The organism is Pantoea sp. DY-5, from assembly GCF_019795955.1.
GTDB classification, from domain to species: Bacteria; Pseudomonadota; Gammaproteobacteria; order Enterobacterales; family Enterobacteriaceae; genus Pantoea; species Pantoea leporis.
On sequence record NZ_JAIMIE010000005.1, the window covers coordinates 17,339 to 36,125 of the forward strand.

The window sequence follows — 18,787 nt, forward strand, 5'->3', positions numbered from 1 at the left end:
GCTACAAGGCTGAGTAAGTCTGCAAGAGGTGATAATGATGATGATCTCAACGGAAAGTCTGTCTGCTTTGAATGCATCAATGATGATGAGCAGCCGCGAAATTGCCCATGTCACGGGCATTACGCACGGCGAAGTAAAACGCCTGGTGAAAAGCCTGGAAACCGCACAGCGTCTTTCCCAGCCTTTGACGGTGAATCTTTATGAGCATCAGGGTGAAGTGCGTCAGGAGTTTCATCTTAACAAGCGCGATTCATTACTTGCCGTTGCCCGGCTTTCGCCTGGCTTCACTGCGGAATTACTCGATCTTTGGCAGCAGCGTGAACAATTTACCCATCTGCCTGATTTCACCAATCCGGCGGAAGCGGCCCGCGCCTGGGCGGAGCAATTTGAGCAGCGCCGTGCGGCTGAGCAGCAACTTGCGTTGTCGGCCCCTAAGGCTGAATTTTTTGATCGCTTTGTCGAGATCGAAGATTCGCTCGGCTTTCGTCAGCTGTGCAAGATGTTGAAGGTAAAGGAAACTGAGTTTCGTGAGTTTTTGTTAGAACGCAACATCATGTATCGCGAAAAAGGCATGCTGGCACCGCAGCAGCACCATATACAGGCGGGTTATTTTACCCTGCGCTCCGGACGTGGCGAGAATCAGCATGCCTTCTCACAAGCGCGTTTCACCGCCAAAGGCGTGAAATGGGTGGCCAGTTTATGGGCGGGACATCTGTCGGCTCAGCCGAAAGGTGTGGCTGCATAAAGTGTGCGCAGGTGTCCTAGCGGCGTAATTTATTGTGCGATAAATCGCGCCGCCAGGGAATGTGCGATCATTGAATGCTTAGCGTTATATTTACCTGTTGAATTACAGTTTCATCAGCATTTCATGCCACGCCATGCCACCGTGGTCTGACTCAGACGGTTTGACGTACTGATAGCCCCATTTTTTATACAACTCAACGTGCTGGGTTTTGCACATCAGATGAATGGTGCGCTTATCCATGTTCTTCATCAGGTTGATAAACTGGCGCATCAGCAGCGACGCATAACCTTTGCCCTGATATGCCGGATCAAGCACCACCGACATAATCACGGCGTTGGGTGCCGCAGGATCATGCCCGATTAACTCTTTGAACGCTTCATCTGACATCACCACATCCCACGCGCATCCGGCGTTGATAAAACCAATCACCCTGCCGTCGGTTTCCAGACATAAAAATCCCTGCGGATACTGCGCAATGCGGGTAGCAATTTTTTCACGCGTGGCGGCTTCATCACCTTCATAAGCCTCAATTTCAATCGCATAACAACGATCCACATCTGCCAGCCTGGCTTCTCTAAACACTAACGTCGACACAACTCAACCTCTTCGATTCCCCTCTGAACGGCGGTCATTCTAACAGGCCGAATGTTCCATTGCGCACAAATACACCCACCTTACCGTAGGGTCGCCATTCATGGCGACCGTTAGAATATTTACTCCAGCCCTTTCCCGAACCCTAAATAAAATCTATTAAATTTTTATAACTCTTCGCGCCTTTTTTACGACATTTTTACGGGTTGGTCGGCTAGATTAATTTCATCGACAGCCCTGAAGGATTCGGAGAGGTAGCGCGAGATGAAAAGTATCGAACTCACTAACATTGGTTCAATTAATAGCGTATCGGCGGTTGCTGATCTGGCAGAACAACAACGCATTAAAATGTTGTCACCCCGTAAATGGTTTAAAGGTGTGTTCTCGATCAGCACAGATAAAAGGTTACTGAATACTCACTTCTTATTTTCGACATTGAGCCATCACGATAGCGATAAGCGACATATTGCCTTAGCGTTGCGCGGCAGCCTGTGTTTTGGTGTTTACCGTAATGAACGCCAGATTGGTTTCGCGCGTATCGTCACCGATTTAGCCGGTACCGCAATTATCCGGGATATCTATATTTCCCCGGAATACCGTTTTATCGGATTGGGCTCATGGTTGCTGAGCTGTTGCCTGACACATCCGGCGATGCTGAAGAGCCAAACCGTCATTGGCTGGGGCAGCGACGCCTCACTGTTCCTGATGAAGAATGGCTTCAAACCGATTGAAAATATGCCGGAAATGCACGTTGTGCAGGTTCATCCGCATAACGTCAGCGGTCAACACGCACCGATCCATTAACGCCTGTGAGCGTACATCATGAGCGGCATGCTGCAATTTTTACTGCGCCAACCTCTTTTAAATTCTCTGCCAACTATTCATGGGCAGATTAAGCAACGGGTCAAAACTATGTCAGGCTTGATTTTGGTATCACACAATCAAAATAATCACTCAACGCTTTCAAACATTTATGAAAGCATATTGACGCGTCGCGGTGGCATGTGGGTGAAATGGAGTGGCGAGTTTGAATCTTTTACCACTGAACCTCATCGTGAGCTGAATTTTACTAGCGGCAAAGCATTCGACACGCTGACATTCCGCTTAACCAAAGCAGAATATGAAGAAGGTTATCATCAATATATTCATCAGGGATTGTGGCCGGTATTTCATCAGCGCCCCGACATGGCGCGTTTTTCCACCAGCAGCCAAATCGGATATATGAAACTGAATGAAACCTATACGCGCGCCATCAGTGAATATGCCATGCCCGATGATGATATTTGGCTGCAGGATTATCACCTGATTCCCAGCATTAAAATGCTGCGCGATGCCGGCCTGATAAATCGTATCGGCTTCTTTTTCCATCAGCCTTTCCCGGCGGGACAATCCTTTGAATCGGTGCCGAACTGGCGCTATCTGGCCGATTCATTACTGTGCGCCGATTTGATTGGTTTCCAGACCACTCATGACATGAACAATTTCACCGCCTGGGTTGAATCCCGCTTCCGTTGCGAACGTCAAACGCCTTACACGCTGCGTATTCATGGTCGCCAGATTCGCGTAGGCGTTTTCCCGGTGGGAATTGATACCGCGGAAACCAGCGCGCTGGCAGAAAGCAACAGCTGCCAGTATATGGAGCAGCAATGTCGCGAAACCTTACCGGAGAATCTGATCCTTAGCGGCGGCCATTTTGACGACAGCACCGGCACGCCCTACCGCATCAGCGCGATTGAAGTTTTACTGCGTCAACATGAGGAGTATCACCACAAGTTTTCCATGGTGCAGCTGGCTTCAGCGGCGTCAGGTTACAGCCATCGTATTAAAGAGTTATCGCGCGATTTAGAAACCCGCTGCGGCGAAATGAACGGCGTGCATGGCGAGCTGAACTGGTATCCGGTGAGTTATTTGAGCAACCATTATTCGCATGAAGAACTGTGCGGATTTTACCGTGCAGCGCGTGTGGCGCTGGTCACACCGCTGATAGCCGGGATGAGTTTGATGGCGAAAACCTATGTGGCGGTGCAAGATCATGCCAATCCCGGCGTGCTGATTCTGTCGCAGTTTGCCGGCGCCGCCGAACAGATGCAGGGCGCGCTGTTGGTGAATCCCTACGATCCTGATGCCATTGCCGATGCCATTCATACCGCGCTAATCATGCCGCTTTCGGTGCGTCGCGAACGTCACGCCAGCCTGCTAAAAAATCTGCATCTTCATGATTGCCACAAATGGGCCGAAAGCTTCATCAACGCGCTGCAGCCGCGAGAACAGGAATGCGATTTAACGCTAAAGTCGGGTGCGCTGATTTCCAATGGTTTTAGTGGGCGACTGCGTTATTAATCCAATATGCAAGAGGCCGCCTGCGAGCGGCCAACATGCATGAACTTTAACGCGCATATTTTCGCGAACCGATGACGCAGAGAATGACGCCAAGCGTGACAGCTATCATCAGCGGGCTGACGCTCTCGTGCAGCAACGAAGCCGACAGACCCAGTCCAAAAAATGGCTGGAGCAACTGCAGTTGCCCGACAGCGGCAATTCCACCGATAGCGAGCCCTTTGTACCAGAAGATAAAACCAATCAGCATACTGAAAAGCGAGACATAGCCCAGCGCAAGCCAGGCTGAAGTGCTGATGTGGCTCAGGGATTCAGGCAAGGTCAAATATGACGTGATCAACATGAATGGCAGTGAAATGATTAAAGCCCAACTGATCACTTGCCAGCCTCCCAGCTCACGCGACAGTTTTGCCCCTTCGGCATAGCCCAGGCCGCAGATGATCACTGACGCGAGCATCAGCAGATCGCCTTTGAGTAATACGGCAGCAAGATGAGAAAACGCAAAGCCCACAACCAGCAAACTGCCGCAGAGGGAAAAGAGCCAGAAAGCGCGTCGCGGTCGTTCACCACCACGAATGACGCCAAAGACGGCGGTTGCTAGCGGAAGCAACCCGAGGAAAACGATCGAATGTGACGAAGTTACGTGCTGCAAAGCCATGGCGGTCAGCAACGGAAAACCGATCACCACGCCCAAAGAGACGATCAAGAGTGAGAAGAGTTGGCTGGGATCAGGTCGCTTTACCTTAAACAAACAGATCAACATGAGCGCCAACACACCCGCTATCGATGCGCGGATAAAAGTCAGGAAAAACGGGTCGATGTCCTGAACGGCAATGCGCGTTGCTGGTAGCGATCCGCTGAAAATAATCACACCCACCAGGCCGTTGAGCCAACCTGACATTGCCTCAGGACGCGTCTTTTGTATCACCACGTTAAACCTCTTTCAGTAGCTGAGTGAAGGCAATTTACTCCTTCATGAATTGACGCTACGGAGGATAAACGCCATGATCCAGAACAATCAAAATATTGTCATGGATACATTCGGTGAGAGCACGTTATAAGGATGTGGTTGACGAATACGCAGCGGCTATACGCAGCGGAGAATTGTCGGCAGGCACGCGCCTGCCAACCCATCGCGCGCTGGCGGCGGAAAGACGGATCTCACTAGCAACCGCTACACGCGTCTACGCTGAACTTGAAACAATCGGGCTGGTCAGCGGTGAAACCGGACGCGGGACTTTCGTCCGGGAAATTTCTTTGCCTCTGGGTCTCGGTGTCGATCAGCATGTGGTTGCAACCGATGTGGTGGACCTCAATTTCAATTATCCCGCATTGCCCGATCAGGCCGATCGCCTGCGCGATGCCCTGCGCAATCTCTCCAATGCGGGGGATATTGAATCGCTGCTGCGTTATCAGCCGCATGCCGGGAAAGAGAGCGACCGGCATACCATTGCATCATGGCTTAGCTCAACCGGGATCACGCCTTCGGCTGATGGCGTTCTGATTGTCAATGGCGCACAGCACGGCCTTACCATTGCGGTGATGGGATTGCTAAAACCCGGCGATGTTGTGGCGGTAGACGCGTTGATTTATCCCGGCTTTAAGGCGCTGGCGGCGCTTTATCATCTTGAACTTGCCGCCATACCTGCTGGGCCAGACGGTCCTGATTTCAATGCATTAAAACAGATTTGTCAGCGCAGACGCGTCCGTGCGATTTATACCATGCCTACGTTGCACAACCCGCTTGGCTGGGTTCTGGGTGCTGCTCAGCGCAGAGAGCTCGCCCTGATTGCCCGAACATTTGATCTTCTGGTAATTGAGGATGCCGCCTATGCTTATCTGGTGCCTCGTCCGCCGCCGCCAATGGCTTTTTATGCCCCTGAAAGGACACTTTATGTAACCGGCTTTGCGAAAAATATCGCTACCGGGTTGCGCGTCGGCGCCGTCGTCTGCCCCGCTGGCATGCGTGCAGCGCTTGAGCGCGCTATTCGTGCCACTACGTGGAATACCCCTTCTCTGATGGTCTCGTTAGTGTGTGGCTGGATTAAGGATGGGACGATCAAACGTCTGGAAACACTGAAAAGACGGGATGCTCGTGAACGCCAGTCGATCGCCCGCCAGATTCTTGCGCCCGAGGATTTTATCAGCCATCCCAACTCTTATTTTCTCTGGCTACCGTTGCCTTGCGAAGTCAGGGCTGAACGGGTGGTACAGCGTTTAATCCACCAGCAGATCTCGGTATCTTCGGCTGAACCGTTCAGTACCTCAATCAATGTGCCGCATGCCATTCGTCTTGCGTTGGGATCGGTCAGCAAGGATAAACTGCGGCTTGCCGTGGCGGCGGTGAAAGAGACTATCGATTATGAAAGAGACCTATAAAAACACAGTCTCATCGCGTTATTGCGCCGCCGGGAAATTACGCTTAATGGGCGCAAACGCTTCCACGCTTTTGCCCAGCAGACGCTGCGGACGGAAATCGCTCAGCAGCTCACTTGCCACATCACCGATCAGCTCTTCAGCCACCAGCTTGCCAATCAATGGCGAAAGGGTGATACCGCTGTGTGTCACCGCCACATAGACGCGATGATGCGCTGTGACATAGCCCAGCGCCGGTAAACCATCGGCAGGTCGTGCGCGTTGCCCCACCACAATCTGTTCAATCTGCAACTCGCCCGCATCCGCAAACAGCGCGTAATAACGCTCGCGGAACTGCGCGGCGATGTCGCTGGTGATTGAGGGTGGCGCAGCAGAATCGGCCAGGTGATCCAGCTCTAAGGCTTGCAGCAGCAAACGTCCGCCGCCGTCCGGGCGTACGTTGAGTTGCGGAGAGATAAGGTTGGCATTGAGCGACAGCGGCTGCGGCGCGGTGCGCACCAGAAAACTACAAGCCACCGCGTTCGGTTTGCTGGTATCCAGCAACGCCAGATTGAGTCCCAGTGAATTCAGCAGCTGATTGGCCCAGCGTCCGGTGGCTAACACGATACGATCGCCCTGCCACTGCTCACCGTTTTCCAGCTGCAGCGTAACCCGATCGGCACTTTCGCTGATGCTATTGATGCGCTGATGCTGGTACAGCACCGCGCCGCGCGCTTTGGCTTCTGACCATAAGCGCGCCAGATAGAGCGCCGGATGCAGCACCGATTCGGTTGGGAAATGCCACACGCTGCCGCTGATGGCCTGCGCCCGCAGCTCCGGAATATCACGCAGCACATCTGCGGGCGACGCTTGACGCGCCGCGTAACCCGCCGATTGCAGCGACGTGGCGCGCTGCAGCAAACGTTGCTGCGCATCGCCTTCGGCGGCCCATTCCCATGTACCGCCGGTTTCCAGCCAGCGCAACCCGTTCGGCTGCGCGTGCTGCAGTTTGAGATGCTCTTCCATCGAGAGCGCATTAAGCAGGTGATAACTTTGCGGCTGTTTGCCATTGGAGTTCACCCAGGCAAACGTGGTGCTGCTGGTGCCCGCACCAATGTGTTGTTGTTCGAAAACGGTGACGTCAACGCCCTGCAACGCCAAGGCGCGCGCCACCGCTAATCCGATAACGCCGCCGCCAATAATTGCAATTTTCTGTGCTGTCATGATGGGCTCCTGAATTAAGTGCCGATATCATAACAGCCTGGCCGAGCGAAAATTGCTATGGCTAAATAGGGATTATTGCGCAGGATATAAGAATTTCATCTTAATCCGGATGTTTAAATTATACCGATGTCAGAATCTTCCCATCGGCAAAATAGGCCAGTAAATTCTCCAGCACATTATTGGTCATTTGCGCACGCGTTTCGTGGGTTGCGCTGGCAATATGCGGCGTTAACAGCACATTATCCAGTTCACGCAGCGCGGAATTAATTTTCGGCTCATCCGGATAAACATCCAGCGCCGCCCCTTTAATGATTCCCTGCTGCAAGGCAGCGATTAGATCGGGTTCATTGATTACCGTGCCACGCGCGATGTTGATGACTACGCCTTCTTTGCCGAGCGCCGCCAGCACCTTCGCGTTGACCAGCTGCAAATTCTCTTTACTGCCCGGCAGTGCCAGCACCAGAAAATCGCTAAAGGCGGCGAGTTGTTCGATGGTGTCACAGCGCTTATAGCTGACGTCTTTCGCCGAACGCGCGGTATACGCCACTTCCATACCAAAGGCTTCGGCACGGCGCGCAATGGCTAAACCAATTGCGCCCAACCCAGCGATACCGATTCTTTTTCCGCTGGCACGGCTGGAGAGTTCAACGCCGTTATTTTCCCATGCCCCGGATTTCGCAAACTGATGGTAAGCCACCAAATTGCGCGAGAACGCCAGCGTTAACGTCATGGCCAAATCGGCGACATCATCAGTCAGAATGTCACGAGTAATGCTGACCTGAATATCCTGTGCAGCAATATATTTGAGGTCGATACGATCGGTGCCGACGCCGAATACCGCAATGGCTTTACATTCCGGCAGTTGCTCCAGCAGTGCAGTTTCCACCCCGACATCGCCGCGCGTAACAATGGCGTTGATCGCTTTGCCATGCTGCTGGATAAATAGCATTGCGTCATGCTGCTCATATAAACGATGGCAATGGAAATGTTGCGTGAGCTTTTCATCTAACTGCGGCATTAGCGGCTGAATAATCAGCACGGCAGGTTTAGTATTCGTCATTTTATTTTCCATTAGCGGTATTTATTTACCACCAGCCTAACGGAGTTATTTATGTTACGGCGTTGCTGTTACTTTTTTCGCCGATAAGATCACGCGGAAATAGATGGCATGCCGTGCAGCAGCGTAATGATTTAATCGTTGCTAAATGAGAAAACGAAACTTATCTAATGCGCTTACTGTCATCGGTAAACCCTGGCGTAATAACGAATCCAGATAAACCGTAACGCCCATTGCTGGTTGTCTAAAACTCGCGCGTTGCGCATTCACTGCCTTCAAAACCAGCGCCTGATTTAAGTCGAACAGATCCATGATGAATTCGTCAGGATGAAGAGCTTCAATTTCAAATTCAGCCATGAGTTTTCTCGGGAAATCCTTCAGGTTCATTGTGACAATCACTTCAGCTTTACACCGTATAGCGGCAGCGACAACATGGCAGTCATTGGAATCAGGTAATGTAATGCCAGAAATAAGCGGTTCAAATCCCGATACCATTGCATCTGGAAGCGCTTTATTCATCAATGTCTGCGTGCGCGCCAACTGATCTTCAGCAATATCTGGTCTGTTAGTGCGTAAATTACGCTTCCATTCATCCTGAATGGTGGCCGTCCATTTTGGCTGGTAGAGCCCCGTCAGACCGAGGCGAAGCAGTACATCGCGCAGTATGGATGGATACAACACACATGCATCCAGTACCACGGCATAGGGTGAATGGTTCATCAGTAGAAATTGAGATCCTGTCCCTGGTCTGCCAATTCCTGCATTGCATCATTGCTCTCTTGCGCACGCTTGTCTTTAAACTGCATAAGATCCGCAAAAAGCACGCGACGATGGCGACCTGTTTTATGGTACGGAAGCTGACCTTGCTCTAACAGTTTCACCAAATGCGGGCGTGAAACGTTTAAAATATTTGCCGCTTCCTGCGTAGTTAATTCAGCGTGAACAGGCACAACCTGAACCGCATTTCCCACCGCCAACTCGCCCAAAACAGCCATGAGTAGTGTCAGGGCAGACGTTGGCAGCTCAATCTGATGAGTTTCGTTGTGCGCATCCTGAATCGATATTTTTTGCGTTTCCTGCTTGGTGGATAGATAAGTTGCGAGCTCCCTCTGCCCACGCAAAGCGGCCTCAATCTCCTTCGGAGCCGGAAGGCTCAAGCTATCCAGAATTGTGTGTTTCATGCGTTTTCCAATTGATAGTTTGTGGTTTCAAATTGCAGTCACCGAATGATAATCGCAATAAACGAAACAATCAATATTCGAAATAAACGAAATGCTCTCTCTTTAGCCGACGCTTGAGCATTACTTCTCTACGTAATTCTCATCCATTATCGGGTTTGGAGTGGTTTAACCACGCTGCCCTCGCTGGCAAACTCACCTTCCGCAGTCTACGGTTAATCAAAAAGCATAATAATTTCATCAACCATGGATAGCCATTATGACCACCCATGTCGATAGCACAGCACATCAGACAAGCGAACTCCTTCAGCTGCAGCAAATTTTACAGGCGCATCTTGAACATTTACTGCCTGCCGGACAGCAAAGCGATCGCGTGCGTGCCGCGATGCGTGCCGGTACGCTGGCGCAGGGCAAGCGCATCCGTCCTTTATTACTGATGCTGGCGGCGCGCGATATGGGTTGCGAGCTGACGCAAAATGGCATTCTCGATCTCGCCTGTGCCGTGGAAATGGTGCACGCGGCCTCGCTGATTCTGGATGACATCCCGTCAATGGATAACGCGCAGATGCGTCGTGGTCGCCCTACCGTACATCGCGAGTTTGGTGAAAACGTGGCGATTCTCGCCGCCGTCGCGCTGCTGAGCCGCGCGTTTGAAGTGATTGCCATTGCACCCGGTTTGCCTGCCATGCATAAATCTGAAGCGATTGCCGAACTCTCCGCCGCCGTGGGCCTGCAAGGTTTAGTGCAAGGGCAGTTTCAGGATCTGCATGACGGCACCCAGAGCCGCAGCCCGGAAGCGATCGCCCTAACTAATGAACTGAAAACCAGCGTGCTGTTTCGCGCCACGCTGCAAATGGCGGCGATTGCCGCTGACGCTTCACCTCAGGTGCGGCAACGTCTTAGCTTCTTCGCTCAGGATCTCGGCCAGGCGTTTCAGCTGCTTGACGACCTCGCCGACGGCTGCAAACACACCGGCAAAGATGTGCATCAGGATCAGGGTAAATCCACGCTGGTACAGATGCTCGGGGCTGACGGCGCAGAACGTCGTCTGCGCGATCATCTGCGCAGCGCCGATGCACACCTTGCCTGCGCCTGCCATCGCGGCATCGCCACTCGCCAATACATGCACGCGCTGTTTAATCAACAGCTAGCGATGTTCAACTGAGCGCGGCTAAGCCGTTGGGCCACTTTGCGGTGATCGCGCCGCCGCTTTATAGCCACTTTCACGCGTTGCAGGCGTTAGCACAAACGCTGCTGGCGCGTGGCCATCGCATCACCTTCATCCAGCAAGCCGACGCCCGCACTTTGCTCAGCGACGAACGCATTAATTTCGTTGCAGTAGGCCAGCAAACGCATCCGGCCGGTTCGCTGGCGCCCGTACTGCATCGGCTGGCTTCGCCGGGCGGCCTGTCGCTGTTTCGCGTAATCAACGATCTCGCCTCCTGCACCGATATGCTGTGCCGCGAACTGCCAGCGGTACTGAAATCATTGAACATTGATGGTGTGATCGCCGATGAAATGGAAGCAGCAGGCGGATTGGTCGCTGAAGCGCTGCATCTGCCGTTTGTTTCGGTAGCCTGCGCCTTGCCGGTCAATCGTGAAGCCGGCATTCCGCTGCCGGTGATGCCCTTCCGTTATGCTCAGGATGAAAAAGCGCTGAAACGTTTTCAGGCTAGCAGCGATATCTATGATCGCATCATGCGTCGTTACGGCGACGTCATCCTCAAACACGCGCGGGCGTTCAATTTGACGGAGCGGCGCGGATTGCATCAGTGCCTTTCACCGCTGGCACAAATCAGCCAGATGGTGCCCGCCTTTGATTTTCCGCGTCAGCAACTGCCCGCCTGCTATCACGCCGTCGGACAACTGCGCGCGCCGCTTGCGGCAGCGCCGCTCAATGCGCCCTGGCCGGCGCTGCGCCAGCCGGTGGTTTACGCCTCGCTGGGTACGCTGCAAGGCCATCGCTTCCGCCTGTTTTTGCATCTGGCACAGGCGTGCCGCCGCCAGCAACTTTCTCTGGTGATCGCTCATTGTGGGGGATTGAACGCCGATCAGGTGCACAAGTTGCAACTGGCTGGTGCGGCGTGGGTGACGGATTTTGTCGATCAACGTGCCGCCCTGCAACACGCGCAGCTTTTTATTACTCATGCCGGATTAAACAGCGCGCTGGAAGCACTGGAATGCGGTACGCCAATGCTGGCGCTGCCCATTGCCTTTGATCAACCCGGCGTGGCAGCGCGCATTGAGTGGCATGGCGTTGGACGGCGCGCATCGCGCTTTAACCGCGTTCATCAACTGGAGCAGCATCTGCGACAATTACTTACCGACGATCGCTACGCGTTACGGATGTCAGCGATACAGGCACAGTTGCAGCGCGCAGGCGGTTGCCAGCGTGCGGCCGACATCGTCGAACAAGCGCTGTGCCAGCAGCAAGTTGTGCTGGCGGAGGCCACCTGATGCGTGCGCACTACGATGTGATTCTGGTCGGTGCCGGACTGGCAAACGGGTTGATTGCGCTGCGTCTGCGCCAACTGCAGCCGCAGCTCAAATGCCTGTTGCTGGAGAGCGACGCACATCCGGCAGGCAATCATACCTGGTCATTTCATCAGAGCGATCTTAGCGCCGATCAGCTACGCTGGCTGCAGCCGCTGATCACGGCGCGTTGGCCTGGCTATCAGGTGCGTTTTCCCGCGTTGCGCCGCAACCTGGACGGGGATTATTGTTCCATCGCGTCAGGCGATTTTGCCCGGCATCTACTCGCGGCGATGGGTGACGATCTGTGGACAAATGCTGCCGTTAAACAGGTAAAACCCACACAGGTGACGCTGGCGGATGGCCGTGAACTTGATGCGCAGGTGGTGATTGATGGCCGCGGCCTGCAGCCAACGCCGCATCTGCAGCTGGGTTATCAGGTGTTTCTTGGACAAGAGTGGCAGCTGGCGCAGCCGCACGGCCTGCAGCAGCCGATCCTGATGGATGCCACCGTCGATCAGCAAGCGGGCTACCGTTTTGTCTACACGCTACCGCTCAGCGCCGATCGGTTACTGATTGAAGATACGCATTACGTTAATCAACCTACGCTGGCGGAGAACTCCGCTCGTCAGCACATCGCTGACTATGCCAAACAGCAAGGTTGGCGGCCTGGCACGCTGCTGCGTGAAGAGCACGGCATATTACCGATTACCCTGAGCGGCGATATTGATCGATTCTGGCAACAGCAGCGCGGCCAGCCATGCAGCGGCCTGCGCGCCGGACTGTTTCACGCGACAACGGGTTATTCTTTACCGTCCGCCGTGGCGTTGGCGGAGTTGATAGCCACGCTGTTGCCCACCGATGCCCGCACGCTCAGTCAACACATCGAACGCTTTGCCCGTCAGCAGTGGCGCGAGCAGCGATTTTTCCGCCTGCTGAACCGCATGCTGTTTTTGGCCGGTAAGCCGCAGCAGCGCTGGCGCGTGATGCAACGTTTTTACCGGCTCGATGCCGGGTTAATTAGCCGCTTTTACGCCGGGCAACTGCGCCTGCGCGATAAAACGCGGATTCTGTGCGGCAAGCCGCCGGTGCCCATCGGTGAAGCGCTGCGCGCGCTGTTGAATTCTGTCGAACCAGGGAAGAAAAAATGAAACGCACTTATGTGATTGGCGCAGGCTTTGGCGGCCTGGCGCTGGCGATTCGCCTGCAAGCAGCGGGCATACCAACGACTTTACTCGAGCAGCGCGACAAACCGGGCGGACGCGCCTATGTGTTTGAAGATAGCGGTTTTACCTTCGATGCCGGACCTACGGTGATCACCGATCCCAGCGCCATCGAAGAGTTGTTCACGCTGGCGGGTAAATCACTCAGCGATTACGTCGAGCTGATGCCGGTTACGCCCTTCTATCGCCTGTGCTGGGAAGATGGCAAACAGCTCGACTACGACAACAATCAGCCGCTGCTGGAGCAGCAGATCGCCACCTTCAATCCACAGGATGTCGCCGGTTATCGTCAGTTCCTCGCCTATTCGCGCGAGGTGTTCAAAGAGGGATATCTGAAACTCGGTACCGTGCCGTTTCTGCAGGTGCGTGACATGCTGCGCGTGGCGCCGCAGCTGGGACGTTTGCAGGCGTGGCGCAGCGTCTACAGCATGGTGGCGAAATTTATTCAGGACGATCACCTGCGTCAGGCGTTCTCCTTCCACTCATTGCTGGTGGGCGGTAATCCTTTTGCAACGTCATCGATCTATACCTTAATTCATGCGCTGGAGCGTGAATGGGGCGTGTGGTTTCCGCGCGGCGGCACGGGCGCGCTGGTAAATGGCATGGCGCGGCTGTTTGAGGATCTGGGCGGCGAACTGTTATTGAATGCCGAAGTGAGCCAGCTGGAAACCAGTGGCAGTCAGATTAGCGGCGTCCAGTTAAAGGATGGACGACGCTTCGATGCCGCCGCCGTAGCTTCCAATGCCGACGTGGTGCATACCTACGACAAACTGCTGCGCCATCATCCGCTAGCAATGAAACGTGCGACATCGCTCAAGCGTAAGCGCATGAGCAACTCGCTGTTTGTGCTCTATTTTGGCCTCAATCAGCCGCATGAACAGCTCGCGCATCACACCGTCTGTTTTGGTCCGCGCTATCGCGAATTGATTGATGAGATTTTTAATAGCAGCCAACTGGCAGAGGATTTTTCACTCTACCTGCACGCGCCCTGCAGCAGCGATCCGTCGCTGGCACCACCCGGCTGCGGCAGCTTTTATGTGTTAGCGCCGGTGCCGCATCTCGGCACCGCTGACATCGACTGGCAACAGGAAGGACCGCGCTTGCGCGATCGAATTTTTGCTTATCTGGAGCAGCACTACATGCCGGGATTACGTCAGCAATTAGTGACACACAGAATGTTTACGCCGTTTGATTTTCGCGACACGCTGCATGCCCATCACGGCTCGGCGTTTTCGCTGGAGCCAATTTTGACGCAAAGCGCCTGGTTCCGACCGCATAACCGCGATGCCGATATCAGCAATCTCTATCTGGTGGGTGCGGGTACGCATCCAGGCGCGGGCGTGCCCGGCGTAATTGGTTCCGCCAAGGCCACCGCTCAGCTGATGCTGGAGGATCGCGCTGAATGAATCGACAGCCTTTACTCGAGCAAGTGACACAAACCATGGCGGTGGGCTCGAAGAGTTTCGCCACCGCCGCCAAGCTGTTTGATGCACCGACACGCCGCAGCACGCTGATGCTGTATGCATGGTGTCGTCATTGCGACGATGTGATTGATGGGCAAACGCTGGGCGAAGGCGGCACGCAGCATGCCGTCGAAGATGCACAGGCACGCATGCAGCACCTGCAGATTGAAACGCGCCGCGCCTACAGCGGCGCGCACATGGATGAACCGGCGTTTAAAGCGTTTCAGGAAGTGGCGATTATTCACCAACTGCCGCAGCAATTGGCGTTTGATCATCTGGAAGGCTTCGCCATGGATGCCCGCGACGAACACTATGCCAGCTTCGACGATACGCTGCGTTACTGCTATCACGTCGCGGGCGTAGTCGGTTTGATGATGGCGCGCGTAATGGGCGTGCGCGACGAAGCGGTGCTCGATCACGCCTGCGATTTAGGCCTGGCGTTCCAGCTCACTAACATTGCGCGCGATATCGTCGAAGATGCCGAAAATGGTCGCTGCTATCTGCCGCAATCCTGGCTCGATCAGGCGGGATTACGCGCCGATACGCTGACAGCACCGCAACATCGTGCGGCGCTGGCCACGCTGGCAGCGCGTTTAGTGACGGAAGCGGAACCCTATTATCACTCAGCGCGGTCCGGCTTGCCGGGTTTGCCGCTGCGCTCGGCGTGGGCCATCGCGACGGCACGCGGCGTTTATCGCGAAATCGGGGTGAAAGTTCAGCACGCCGGTGTTCACGCCTGGGATTCACGGCAGCGCACCAGTAAAGGTGAAAAACTGGCGCTGCTGGTGAAAGGCGCGGGTTTGGCAATCACTTCGCGTGTGGCTCGTCCTGAGCCGCGTCCGGCTGGTCTGTGGCAGCGTCCTCGTTGATTTTTCTCCCGTGGCGCTGGCGCAACGTGGCCTGCAGCTTATTCAGCGATGGCGCGTAGAGGAAACCAAACGACACGCAGCCTTCGCGCCCGCGTACCGCATGATGCATGCGGTGCGCCATGTATAAGCGCTTGAGATAGCCTTTGCGCGGGATATAGCGGAACGGCCAGCGTTGATGCACCAGACCATCGTGCACCATGAAATAGAGCGCGCCGTAAGTCGTCATCCCGGCACCAATCCACTGCAGCGGCCACATGCCTTGTACGCCAACATAAATCAGCACAATCGCCAGCAGCGCAAACACCACCGCATACAGATCGTTTAGCTCAAACTTGCCGCTGTGCGGTTCGTGGTGCGACAGATGCCAGCCCCATCCCCAGCCGTGCATGATGTATTTATGCGACAGCGCCGCGACGATTTCCATCACCACCACGGTTGCCAGCAAGATAAGCACGTTCCATAACCAGATCATTGTTCGTCCATTTGTGGAAAAGGGAAATACTAAAGGTGGACGCGGATGAGCGATGGCGCAAGCGACAAATTTAATATGACCTCACTCGATAATCCGCCGACTTTACATCTCCCCACTCACTCGTTAGTATTGCCCTCCTTTCAGCAGTTAATCGCCGCTGCGTAAGCGTTAACGTCAACCAACGCACCATAAGCAGACTCGCTCTGCCTCATTGCTATGGTGCGAAAATATGACCCATACCGTTTTATCTGCGAATCCTGCTCTGCGTCGTTCTGGTTTTTTCCTGTTCTTACTGCTGCTGACAGCGGCCAACTTGCGCACGCCTATTACCGCGGTTGGCCCGGTGCTGGAAAACATCCGTCTGACGTTTGGCTTGAGCGCCAGTGCGGCGGGCGTGATCAACTTCTTGCCGCTATTGATGTTCGCTACCTTAGCGCCACCCGCAGCATGGTTCGGCAACCGTTTTGGTCTTGAGCGCAGTTTATGGGGCGCATTGCTGCTCATCACGCTGGGATCGATTCTGCGTATCAGCGGCAGTGAAAATGCGTTGTGGGTGGGAACGATCATCCTGAGCTCGGGGATTGCGGCGGCCAACGTGCTGCTGCCGCCGCTGATTAAGCGTGATTTCACTGAACACACCGCGCGATATGTTGGCCTGTACGCGATGACCATGGCGATCACCGCCAGCATTGCATCGGGCGTGGTGGTGCCGCTGGCAGAGCTGAGTCGCGCGGGTTGGCGACTTTCATTGGCGGTGTGGCTGATTCCGGCGATTATCGCACTGTTAGCCTGGCTGCCTTATCTGAAAAAGCCTGCATCTCAGACAAATAACAGCGCCAATAGCACATCAACACGCTCACCGTGGCGCGCGGCCTTAGGCTGGCAGGTTTCGCTGTTTATGGCCTGCCAGTCGCTAGTGTTCTACACCTTGATCGGCTGGTTTACGCCTTTTGCGCAAGACAGCGGCATTAGCCAGCTGGAAGCGGGTGGCATGCTGTTTGTCTATCAAATTGTGGCCATCGTTTCGAACCTGGCCTGCATGAGCGCACTGAAAAAAATGCACGACCAGCGGATGATTGGTTTTCTCGCATCGCTATCGATTTTTATCGCCGTCGCGGGACTGTTAATGGCACCGCAATACGCGCTGCTGTGGCTGATTCTGGCGGGACTGGGCGCCGGTGCATCAATGGTGATTTGCCTGTCGCTGTTTAATCTGCGCACCCATGATCATTTGCAGGCGTCGAAATTGTCGGGCATGGCACAGTGCGTCGGTTACGGATTAGCGGCGCTGGGCCCGCTCTGTTTTGGGCTGCTGCATGATGTCAGCGGCAACTGGCAGTGGCCGCTGATGCTGCTGTTGGTGATTGCGGGGTTGCAGATGATTGTGGCTACGCTGGCTGGGCGTGCGCGGGTTATTTAACCTGGAAATCATCCAGCGTGATGCGGGTCAGGGGATCTTGCTGGGTGGCGCTTAGCAGTGAATCAAGCAGACCCGGGAAACGGGCATCGAGATCGTCGCGCCGCAACGACAGCAGGTTTTCACGTCCAGAGGGTTTCTGCCAGATAATGCCGCCTTCGCGCAGCACGCGCCAGTGATGGGTCAACGTGGATTTGGAGACGCCTTTCAGCAGCGATCCGCAAGTATGTTCGCCGCCGTCCGCCAGAATGCTGATTACCGTCATGCGCATCGGGTTGCCCAACGCCGCCAGCACATTCTCCAGCCTGATTTCGTCGCGCTGTGGATGGTTTTCCAGCATGGCGTGCCTCTTAATAGTGGGTGAACCACGAATTATCAGGCAGGCAAGGCTCGATGTACAGAACACGGCGAGCGGTTGCCCGCCGTGAATTGACATTACTGGCTAAGGGTTTGCTTGAGTGCCGCAATTGAGGAGGTTACGCCCGCTTCCACCGACATGGTGAGATCTTCCATTTCCAGCGATACCCAGTCGTTGTAGCCCATCATGCGTACCACCGAGAAGAACTCTTTCCACCACTGCAGATCCTGGCCGCAACCAACGGCAACATAGTTCCAGGCGCGATTGGCGACATCTTCTACCGGTTTGGTTTCCAACAGACCATTGATATCCACCAGCCCGCGCTCCAGACGCACATCTTTGCCGTGACAGTGATGAATTGCCGGGCCGAGCGCGCGTGCTGCTGCAATCGGGTCCGCGCCCATCCACAGCAGATGGCTGGGATCGAGGTTGAGTCCCACCATCTCACCCACCGCGTCGCGCAGACGGAACAAGGTTTCCGGATTCCACACCAGCATCGAACTGAAATTCTCCAGCGCGAATTTCTCCACGCCGCTCTCTTTAGCGCGTTGCACCAGCCCTAGCCAGTAAGGGATCGCCACTTCATTCCACTGATAATCGAGGCAGTTTTTCAGCGTCGGCGGCCAACTTACGGTGTAAGTGATCCAGTTTGGAATGGTGTCGTGCGGGCTGGCGGGCGGCAAGCCGCTCATCATGACGATTTTCTTCACCCCCAGTTCTCCGGCCAGCGCCAGCGCGTTTTCCGTATCGCGCTTATGTTTGTTACCTAATTCGCCTGGATCGAGCGGATTACCCGACACATTCAGCGCTGCAATCGACATGCCGCGGCTCTCCAGCGCCTGCAACAACTGTTGACGCTGCGTGGCGCTGCCGAGCAACGCTTCGGTACGCAGATGCGGCGCTGGTGACCAGCCGCCGGTCGTCATCTCAACGCCGTAAACACCTAGCTCCAGCAACTTATCCAGCATCTGTTCAAACGGCAGATGACCCAGGCTATCGGTACAAAACGAAAGTTTCATGGCAATC

General features: G+C 54.7%; 19 protein-coding genes. 10 read left to right on the plus strand and 9 right to left on the minus strand.

The window, feature by feature from the left end; all coding sequences use genetic code 11:
* The first annotated feature begins 37 nt into the window (after positions 1–37).
* Positions 38–745, plus strand: a complete 708-nt coding sequence (locus K5Y30_RS16320; protein ID WP_222212720.1) for a phage antirepressor KilAC domain-containing protein — start codon at positions 38–40, stop codon at positions 743–745.
* A gap of 102 nt (positions 746–847) precedes the next feature.
* Here K5Y30_RS16320 and K5Y30_RS16325 read toward each other — a convergent pair whose 3' ends face one another.
* The gene (locus K5Y30_RS16325) at positions 848–1,339 is read right to left on the minus strand and encodes a GNAT family N-acetyltransferase (protein WP_222212208.1); all 492 of its coding nucleotides are present in this window, start codon (positions 1,337–1,339) and stop codon (positions 848–850) included.
* 261 nt (positions 1,340–1,600) lie between these two features.
* On the opposite strand from K5Y30_RS16325, the gene K5Y30_RS16330 reads away from it, so the two are divergent.
* Together K5Y30_RS16330 and K5Y30_RS16335 are read left to right on the plus strand one after the other, a co-directional pair.
* The gene (locus tag K5Y30_RS16330) at positions 1,601–2,140 is read left to right on the plus strand and encodes a GNAT family N-acetyltransferase (protein WP_255606686.1); all 540 of its coding nucleotides are present in this window, start codon (positions 1,601–1,603) and stop codon (positions 2,138–2,140) included.
* A 108-nt stretch (positions 2,141–2,248) separates the two neighbouring features.
* Positions 2,249–3,676 (plus strand): trehalose-6-phosphate synthase, encoded by a 1,428-nt coding sequence (locus K5Y30_RS16335; RefSeq protein ID WP_255606687.1) that lies wholly within the window; start codon positions 2,249–2,251, stop codon positions 3,674–3,676.
* 46 nt (positions 3,677–3,722) lie between these two features.
* Here K5Y30_RS16335 and K5Y30_RS16340 read toward each other — a convergent pair whose 3' ends face one another.
* Positions 3,723–4,574, minus strand: a complete 852-nt coding sequence (locus tag K5Y30_RS16340; RefSeq protein ID WP_222212727.1) for a DMT family transporter — start codon at positions 4,572–4,574, stop codon at positions 3,723–3,725.
* A gap of 143 nt (positions 4,575–4,717) precedes the next feature.
* Between K5Y30_RS16340 and K5Y30_RS16345 the strand changes: the two genes are divergently transcribed.
* On the plus strand, positions 4,718–6,052 hold the full coding sequence (locus tag K5Y30_RS16345) for a PLP-dependent aminotransferase family protein (protein WP_222183896.1): 1,335 nt from the start codon (positions 4,718–4,720) through the stop codon (positions 6,050–6,052).
* Positions 6,053–6,070: 18 nt separating this feature from the next.
* On the opposite strand, the gene K5Y30_RS16350 is transcribed toward K5Y30_RS16345, so the two are convergent.
* From K5Y30_RS16350 to K5Y30_RS16365, 4 genes are all read right to left on the minus strand, one after another.
* Positions 6,071–7,252: an FAD-binding oxidoreductase gene (locus tag K5Y30_RS16350; RefSeq protein WP_222183897.1), complete on the minus strand. Its 1,182-nt coding sequence runs from the start codon at positions 7,250–7,252 to the stop codon at positions 6,071–6,073.
* A 118-nt stretch (positions 7,253–7,370) separates the two neighbouring features.
* A complete protein-coding gene (locus tag K5Y30_RS16355; RefSeq protein ID WP_222183898.1) occupies positions 7,371–8,312 on the minus strand; it encodes a 2-hydroxyacid dehydrogenase in 942 nt (313 codons plus the stop codon).
* A gap of 141 nt (positions 8,313–8,453) precedes the next feature.
* Entirely contained in the window at positions 8,454–9,029 is a 576-nt protein-coding gene (locus K5Y30_RS16360; RefSeq protein WP_222183899.1) for a PIN domain-containing protein, read from the minus strand.
* A complete protein-coding gene (locus K5Y30_RS16365; protein ID WP_222183900.1) occupies positions 9,029–9,490 on the minus strand; it encodes a helix-turn-helix domain-containing protein in 462 nt (153 codons plus the stop codon). Before K5Y30_RS16365 ends, K5Y30_RS16360 begins: the two co-directional genes overlap by 1 nt.
* A 256-nt stretch (positions 9,491–9,746) precedes the next feature.
* On the opposite strand from K5Y30_RS16365, the gene K5Y30_RS16370 reads away from it, so the two are divergent.
* From K5Y30_RS16370 to crtB, 5 genes are read left to right on the plus strand one after another with little or no spacing between them, the layout of a single operon-like run.
* A complete protein-coding gene (locus K5Y30_RS16370; RefSeq protein ID WP_222212210.1) occupies positions 9,747–10,652 on the plus strand; it encodes a polyprenyl synthetase family protein in 906 nt (301 codons plus the stop codon).
* 14 nt (positions 10,653–10,666) lie between these two features.
* Positions 10,667–11,944, plus strand: a complete 1,278-nt coding sequence (locus K5Y30_RS16375) for a glycosyltransferase (RefSeq protein ID WP_222212212.1) — start codon at positions 10,667–10,669, stop codon at positions 11,942–11,944.
* On the plus strand, positions 11,944–13,110 hold the full coding sequence (crtY, locus tag K5Y30_RS16380) for a lycopene beta-cyclase CrtY (RefSeq protein ID WP_222212214.1): 1,167 nt from the start codon (positions 11,944–11,946) through the stop codon (positions 13,108–13,110). The genes K5Y30_RS16375 and crtY overlap by 1 nt, the downstream gene beginning before the upstream one ends.
* The gene (locus K5Y30_RS16385) at positions 13,107–14,588 is read left to right on the plus strand and encodes a phytoene desaturase (RefSeq protein WP_222212216.1); all 1,482 of its coding nucleotides are present in this window, start codon (positions 13,107–13,109) and stop codon (positions 14,586–14,588) included. Before crtY ends, K5Y30_RS16385 begins: the two co-directional genes overlap by 4 nt.
* Positions 14,585–15,514 carry a 15-cis-phytoene synthase CrtB gene (crtB, locus tag K5Y30_RS16390; protein ID WP_222212218.1) on the plus strand — a complete coding sequence of 310 codons (930 nt, stop codon included), beginning with the start codon at positions 14,585–14,587 and terminating at the stop codon, positions 15,512–15,514. The genes K5Y30_RS16385 and crtB overlap by 4 nt, the downstream gene beginning before the upstream one ends.
* On the opposite strand, the gene K5Y30_RS16395 is transcribed toward crtB, so the two are convergent.
* Positions 15,453–15,986 carry a sterol desaturase family protein gene (locus K5Y30_RS16395; RefSeq protein ID WP_222212220.1) on the minus strand — a complete coding sequence of 178 codons (534 nt, stop codon included), beginning with the start codon at positions 15,984–15,986 and terminating at the stop codon, positions 15,453–15,455. The genes crtB and K5Y30_RS16395 overlap by 62 nt on opposite strands.
* Before the next feature lie 229 nt (positions 15,987–16,215).
* On the opposite strand from K5Y30_RS16395, the gene K5Y30_RS16400 reads away from it, so the two are divergent.
* The gene (locus K5Y30_RS16400; protein ID WP_222212222.1) at positions 16,216–17,406 is read left to right on the plus strand and encodes an MFS transporter; all 1,191 of its coding nucleotides are present in this window, start codon (positions 16,216–16,218) and stop codon (positions 17,404–17,406) included.
* Here K5Y30_RS16400 and K5Y30_RS16405 read toward each other — a convergent pair.
* Together K5Y30_RS16405 and K5Y30_RS16410 are read right to left on the minus strand one after the other, a co-directional pair.
* Positions 17,399–17,743: a helix-turn-helix transcriptional regulator gene (locus K5Y30_RS16405; protein WP_222212224.1), complete on the minus strand. Its 345-nt coding sequence runs from the start codon at positions 17,741–17,743 to the stop codon at positions 17,399–17,401. The genes K5Y30_RS16400 and K5Y30_RS16405 overlap by 8 nt on opposite strands.
* 95 nt (positions 17,744–17,838) lie before the next feature.
* Complete coding sequence (locus K5Y30_RS16410; protein WP_101761122.1) at positions 17,839–18,780, minus strand: sugar phosphate isomerase/epimerase; 942 nt, start codon at positions 18,778–18,780, stop codon at positions 17,839–17,841.
* Between the last annotated feature and the right edge of the window lie 7 nt (positions 18,781–18,787).